Source organism: Ancylobacter rudongensis, from assembly GCF_900100155.1.
Classification (GTDB): Bacteria; Pseudomonadota; Alphaproteobacteria; order Rhizobiales; family Xanthobacteraceae; genus Ancylobacter; species Ancylobacter rudongensis.
The window spans coordinates 191,845-198,474 of record NZ_FMTP01000008.1; the positions used below are offsets into that span (position 1 = coordinate 191,845).

A 6,630-nucleotide genomic window follows, 5' to 3' on the forward strand; every position below is an offset into this window, starting at 1 on the left:
GCGAGCGCCCTACCAGCGATACTTCAGGCCGGCGATGACCGTGCGCGGCATGCCCTGGTAGCAATAGCCGACATCGCAAGTAACGTATTCCTCGTCCAGCAGGTTCTGGGCGTTGATCTGCGCGCTCCAACCCTTGAGACTGGCGGCGAGGTAGCTGAAATCATAGCTCAGCTTGGCATCGACCAGCGTGTAGGCGCTGTTCTGGAAGGTGTTGAGCGAGTCGCCCCAGGTGGCGCCGGTGTAGCGTACGCCGGCACCGATGCCGAGGCCGGCCAGCTTCGTACCCGGCTGGAACTGATAGTCCGCCCACAGCGAGAAGCTGTTCTCCGGCTGGCCCGAGGGGGTGAGCCCGATCGTCTCCGCTTCGCCGGCGACATTGGTGAGGTCGAGATAGGTGTAGGCGCCGCGCACCTTCAGGCCATTGCCCAGATTGGCCACCACCTCCAGTTCAAAGCCCCGTGCACGCACTTCGCCGGTCTGCACCTGGAAGAGCGGATTGGTGTCGTCGGTAACGAGCCCGTCCTCCTGGTTAATCTGGAACACCGAGGCGGCAAGGTAACCGTCGAATCCGGCCGGGGCATACTTCACGCCGGCCTCGATCTGGCGTGCCGTCGTTGGATCAAACGCGTTGCCGTTGATGTCGACGCCGAGATTGGGCGCGAACGAGGTCGCGTAGCTCACATAGGGGGCGATGCCATTGTCGAACAGATAGGTCAGGCCGACGCGGCCGGTGAAGGCGTTGTCGTCGATATTCTCGGTGGTGTTGGCGAGGAGGTCCTCGTCCTTGGTCTCGACCCAGTCATAGCGGCCGGTCATGGTCAGGATCCACCTGTCGAAGGTGGCCTGTTCCTGAACATAAACGCCGAGCTGGCTCTGCGTCTGATCGTAGCGCGCATAATTGAGCGGGGGATCGAAGGTCGGGCCGAGCGGCTGGCCGGTGGCCAGGGAGATGTCCGAGGCGGCGCCATAGCCGATGCCACCATCGAGCGCGAGATAGGAGTAGTCGAGCCCGAACAGCAGCTTGTGAACGACTGGCCCGGTGGCGAAGTCGGCCTGGAGCTGGTTGTCGACAACAAACGAGTCCAGCTTGTCGTGCACGTAGCCCGTATAGCGGCTGGCGGTGCCGGCGGCGAGGTCATAGGCGGAGATGCCGTTGTAACGCACGCTGGTGTCGGCGTAGCCGTAGCGCAGATTCTGCCGGACGGTGAACACGTCGTTGAACTCGTGCTCGGCGAGATAGCCGATCCGGTACTGATCCTGTTCCAGGCTGTTATAGTCGCCGATGCTCTGGCTGAACGGGGCGTTGACGCTGCCGTTCCAGCCGAAATAGGGCATCGCGGCGGGCGTCTCCGAATTCTGGTACTCGCCGAGAAAGGTGATCTTAGTCTGATCATTCGGCTTCCAGGTCACGGCCGGCGCGATGTAGTTCATGTCGTTGACGCCGCCGCCCAGCGTGTTGGGCGAGTCGGCATCGCGCAGCACGCCGGTCAGCCGGTAGAGCAGCGTGCCTTCCTTGTCGATCGGCCCGCCGACGTCGAACTGGCCCTGCCACCAGTCGTAATTGCCGCCCTGCACCTCGACCTCACCGAAGGCCACTTCGGTCGGGCGCTTCGACGTGATGTCGACGAGGCCGCCGGGCGAGCCGAGACCGTAGAGTGCGGAGCTGGGACCGCGCAGCACGGTGACGCTGTCGACGCCATAGGGCTCGACCTTGAAGATCGACATGTTGGCGCCGGGAAGCCGAAGGCCGTCGCGGTAGATGCCGTTATAGGTGACGTCGAAGCCACGGATGGAGAAGGAATCGTAACGGGGGTCGAAACCGATCTCCCCGGTACGCACGCCCGGCGTATAGGCCACCGCTTCCGTCAGCGTCTGCACATTGCGGTCGTTCAGCTCGTCGCGGGTGACGACGGAAATGGACTGCGGCGTCTCGATCAGCGGCGTGTCGGTCTTGGTGCCGACATCGCTGCGCGTGGCGACATAGCCGACCGTGCCGCCATCGCCCTGCACGTCGATCGTGCTGAGTTGGATCGTCCCGTCCGCACTGGCGCCCGCCGCGCTCGTGGCGCTGGGGTCGACGATCGTCACCTGGTTCGGCGCGGTGAAGCGGTAGACGAGCCCGGTGCCGGCCAGCAGGCGCGACAGCGCTTCCTGCGCGGTCAGCGTGCCGGAGACGGCGGAGGAGCGGCGCCCCTCCAGCTTGGCGGTGTCATAGAAGACCTGGACGCCCGCGCGCTGGGCGAATTTGAGCACGCCGCGATTGAGGTCCTGCGCCGGAATGTCGAAGGCGATGCGGGCGGACGCCGCGCTGGCGGGCTGCTGCGCCACCGCAAAGCCGGGGATCGCCACCGAGGCGAGAAGCCCGGCGACCAGACCGACCGCCAATCCATGGCACCGCGCGGGAGCCCCCGTCCAATGTCTCACTCCAGCCATGTCGGCCCATCCCCTCGTGTCAACGGCGCATCTCTGGGGGTGAAGACAACTTGGAGGGCGAAACCCCGTAAAAGTAATTTCAGCTCTAATAGAGCACCGTCACCAGTGGCGGCAGGGAGGAGGCGCTGGCGCCGAGTTCCGCCGTGATGGTGCGGATGACGCCGTCGAGGTCGCCGGTCGCGAACACGCCGCTCACCTTGCGCTGCGCGAGCTGGGCGTTGGCGATGACGATGCGCCCGCGCCGGTAGCGGTTGAGCTTGCGCACGACATCCTCGAGCGGCACGGAATCGAACACCAAGAGGCCCTTGCGCCACGCGGTCGCCTCGTCGAGATCGGCGGCATCGACCGGGCCGAGACCGTGTGACAGGTCGTACTCCACCGCCGTGCCGGGCGAGAGCACGACGCGCTCATCGCCGCGCTCGGGCGTGTCGAACGCGATTTCGATGCGGTGCTCGACGGCCGTGACCCTGGCGCCGTCCTCGCGCCCCTCCACCAGGAACTGCGTGCCGAGTGCGGTCGTGGTGCCCTGGCCGGCTTCGACCACGAAGGGACGGCGCTCGGCGCCGGCACGCGGCGCGGCCTGGAAGAACGCATCGCCGGCGAGCAGGGTAACGCGGCGCGCCTCGGCGCTGAAATGCACCGCGATGGCACTGTCCGGCCCGAGATCGACAAGGCTGCCATCGTCCAGCGTCACCTGCCGCATCTGGCCCGGCGCGGTGCGCCAGTCGGCGGCGAGGGCGATCCACGGATCGCCGATCTGGTAGCGCAGGGCGAGCAGACCAAGGGCAAGCAGGGCGATAACGCCGGCCATGCCGGCACGACCGACGGGCTTCCGGCGCCCTGGGCGCGCCAGCGCGCGCAGCGGGCCGGGGTCGCGGCGCAGCAGATCGAGGCTGCGCCAGGCGCTGTGCGCTTCCTCGAAGGCCAGGCGGTGGTCGGGGTCCGCCTCCAGCCAGTCGCGGAAGGCGTCGCGCTCGGCATCGTCCAGCGGGCGGCCGTCCAGGCGGGCGACCCAGTGCGCCGCGCGCCGGTCGACGTCCGACGCTCGATCCTCGTTCACGTCGTCATCCATGCCGCGTGCCGTCCGTGTCATCGTAAGGGAAGACAACCGGCGGAGCCAAAACCCGTATTTATGTCACCGTCTAGCGTGTTCTGAGCCGCTGCGTCACGTGCTGGATCGCCATCGCCAGATGTTTCTGGACCGAGCTCTCGGAAATCGACAGCGCCCGCGCCACTTCCGACTGGGTCAGCCCATCGACACGGTTGAGCACGAAGATCTGCTGCGTGCGGGCCGGCAATTCGCTGATGAATCGCTGCAGACGCTCAAGCTGCAGCCGGGCATCGGCGGCATCTTCGGGGGTCGGTGCATCGGCGGCGATATCGCCGAGCCATTCATGCGGCACGCTGTCGGTGCGGCGGCGGGCCTCCTGCTTCTTGTGGTTCAGCAGGAGATTGCGGGCAATGGTATAGAGATAGGCGCGAACATCATCGACGCGGGTTTCGGGCCGCTCGATCACCCGCAGGAAGGTGTCCTGCACCAGATCGGACGCCATGTGCGAGTCGCGCAGACGGTACCGGAGATAGCGTCGCAGCTCCGGCCCATGGGCATCGAACGCTATTTTCAGGTCGCCAGTCACTGCGTCGAAACCTCATCCGCCGCATGGGGAATTTTTCATCGCGAGGCTTCACACTTACGTGAGTTTAAATAGCTCTTCAATATCAATAGTTTAGAGTAAATCAAAGGTAGGTTGGCCAAGCTGCGAGGCTCCAGCCCGGCCGAAGGCAAGCGATACCGCCGGCGCCGGACGGCGGGGCGATTGTCACGCCGGGGACAGGCCCTGCCCCAGCGCCTCGATGAAGGCCTGGCAGGCGTGCAGTTCATCGCGGCGGATGAACTCGTTCGGCTTGTGCGCGCGGTCGATGTCGCCCGGCCCGCAGATGATCGAGGCAATGCCCGCCTCCTGGTACAGCCCGGCTTCTGTGCCATAGCTGACCGCCGCCAGGGACGGCGCGCCCGTCAACCTTTCCACCAGACGGGCCAAGGGCGCATCGGCGGGAAGGGAGAGCGCGGGATAATCGCTTAGAGGCTCCCACGTCGCGTCGACGCCGCGCGCGGCGAGCGAGCCGATGACGGCGTGGACGGGTTCGAGCAGCGCGCGCGGTGCAAGGCCGGGAATGGCGCGGGCCTCCAGATCGGCGACACACAGGTCGGGAACGATGTTGAGCGCCTGCCCTCCCCGGATCGTGCCGATCTGCATCGAGGCGTAAGGGGGCTCGAAGGTCGGGTCCTGCGGCCCCTTCTCCAGGGCCTGCGCCGTCTCCACCGCCCGTGCCAGCACCTCGGCCATCAGGTGAATGGCATTGATGCCCTGGTCGGGACGCGAGGAATGGCCGGCGCGCCCTTCGATGCGGATGCGGGCCGCCGCCTTGCCCTTATGGGCGCGCACGCCCCTCATGCCGCTCGGCTCGCCGATGATAGCGCCGAGGGGTGGCGCGCACAGCTCCGGCAGGCGCGCAAGAAGGTGGGGCACGCCCCGGCAACCGGCCTCCTCATCATAGGAGAAGGCGAAATGGAGGGGGCGGTCGAGCCGGCCGGCCTTGAGAGCCGGGACGCTGGCGAGCACCGCCGCGAGAAACCCCTTCATGTCGCTGGTGCCGCGCCCGTGGAGCGCGTCGCCTTCCGCGCGCAGCGTGAACGGATCGGCGCGCCATTCCGCCTCCTCGGCGGGCACCACATCCATGTGCCCCGACAGGATGTGGCCGGGCCGGTCGCGCGGCCCCAGTGTGGCGAACAGGTTGGCGCGGTCGCCTTCCGGGCCGGGCAGAACGCGCACTTCGACGCTATGGCTTTCCAGATAGGCGCGGATCCAGTCGACAATGGCACCGTTCGGCGTGCCGACGACCGAGGGAAAACTCACCAGGCGTTCGAGTATCTGCGCGGCATTCATGAAAGCGGCGTCCGGAATAAAATGTGGCCGGCGGGCTCGAGCGGCCCGCCGTGCGGAGGGTCGCCTATTTCGCGCCGAAATAATTGGCCCGGACGGCCGCGCCGACGAGGTTCACGATCAGGCGGCCGGCGGTGATGCAGGTGATGTCGTTGACATCGGTGGCCGGGGTGATTTCCACCACGTCCATGCCGACCACGCGCCCCTTGTTCACCAGGCCGTGGATCAGGCTTCTGGCCTGCATGAAGGTCATGCCGCCGGCGCAGGGCGCGGCGACGCCCGGGGCGATGCCCGGCTCGAACGCGTCGAGATCGACGGTGATGTAGTAGCGCCCCCCGGCGGGGATCCGGTCCAGCACAGGCTGGATGCCGCGCTCATGCAGCTCATAGGAGGAGATAAGATGCGCGCCATAGGCCCGGGCGGCCTCGAACTCCTCCTGCCGGCCGCTGCCGCTCGCATGCAGGCCGATCTGGAAGATCTCGCCGATATGATCCATTTCCGAGGCCCGGCGGATCGGACTGGACAGCCCGTGTGTGACGCCGTTGATCTCCTCGCGCCAGTCGAGATGCTGGTCGATCTGGATGAGGGTGATCGGGCCCTGGTCGTCGAGCGCCTTCAGCACCGGGATCGGGATCGAATGATCGCCGCCGAGGATGATCGGCATGGCGCCCGAGGCAACGATCTTGCGCACCACCTGCTCAGCGCGCGCGAGATGCTGCTTCAACTCGCGCGGATCGGCATAAACGTCGCCGCAATCCACCGCGCGAATCGGCCGGTTGTCGTAGAGCGGGCCGCCAATGTCGAAATCATAGCGCTCGATGGCACGGAGAATCCGCCCCGTCGCCCGGCGCATCGCCAGCGCGCCGCGGCTCTGGTCGCTGGCGATCTCGCCGAAGGTGTAGGATTCGCCATAGGGGATGCCGAGATAGGCGACGTCGGCGCGGAGCGCGTCGAGATCGGTGCAGGACTCGGAATAGAGAAAGGTCTGATGCTCGGCCTTGGCGGGAATGGTCAGGGGCATGCACGTTTTCCTTGTCGTCGATGTCGCGTTCGTCGCAGGCGCGGCCAATGGCGGGCCGCGCGGGGCGGGCCGGCGGTGGTCAGTGTCCCAGGATCTGGCTGAGGAACAGCTTGGTGCGCTCGTGCTGCGGATTGGAGAAGAACGCTTCCGGCTCGTTCATCTCGATGATCTGCCCGGCATCCATGAAGATGACCCGGTTGGCGACCTGGCGGGCGAAGCCCATCTCGTGGG

The 6,630-nt window shown here is 66.7% G+C and carries 5 protein-coding genes and 1 pseudogene; all 6 read right to left on the bottom strand.

Annotation, left to right across the window (positions count from 1 at the left end; translation table 11 throughout):
- Window positions 1-9: 9 nt before the first annotated feature.
- Complete coding sequence (locus BLO63_RS18140) at window positions 10-2,385, bottom strand: TonB-dependent siderophore receptor (RefSeq protein ID WP_244517949.1); 2,376 nt, start codon at window positions 2,383-2,385, stop codon at window positions 10-12.
- Between the two features lie 133 nt (window positions 2,386-2,518).
- On the bottom strand, window positions 2,519-3,493 hold the full coding sequence (locus BLO63_RS18145) for a FecR family protein (protein WP_244517950.1): 975 nt from the start codon (window positions 3,491-3,493) through the stop codon (window positions 2,519-2,521).
- A gap of 82 nt (window positions 3,494-3,575) precedes the next feature.
- A complete protein-coding gene (locus BLO63_RS18150; protein WP_091443567.1) occupies window positions 3,576-4,070 on the bottom strand; it encodes an RNA polymerase sigma factor in 495 nt (164 codons plus the stop codon).
- 183 nt (window positions 4,071-4,253) lie between these two features.
- A complete protein-coding gene (argE, locus tag BLO63_RS18155; RefSeq protein ID WP_091443570.1) occupies window positions 4,254-5,381 on the bottom strand; it encodes an acetylornithine deacetylase in 1,128 nt (375 codons plus the stop codon).
- A gap of 64 nt (window positions 5,382-5,445) precedes the next feature.
- The gene (locus BLO63_RS18160) at window positions 5,446-6,399 is read right to left on the bottom strand and encodes an agmatinase (protein ID WP_091443572.1); all 954 of its coding nucleotides are present in this window, start codon (window positions 6,397-6,399) and stop codon (window positions 5,446-5,448) included.
- 79 nt (window positions 6,400-6,478) lie between these two features.
- Window positions 6,479-6,630, bottom strand: a pseudogene (locus tag BLO63_RS21370) (amino acid ABC transporter ATP-binding protein); the annotation flags it as partial.

Excerpts from the sequence above, each read along its gene's own strand:
- argE (WP_091443570.1), bottom strand. The coding sequence starts at position 5,381 with ATGAATGCCGCGCAGATACTCGAACGCCTGGTGAGTTTTCCCTCGGTC.
- BLO63_RS18160 (WP_091443572.1), bottom strand. The coding sequence starts at position 6,399 with ATGCCCCTGACCATTCCCGCCAAGGCCGAGCATCAGACCTTTCTCTAT.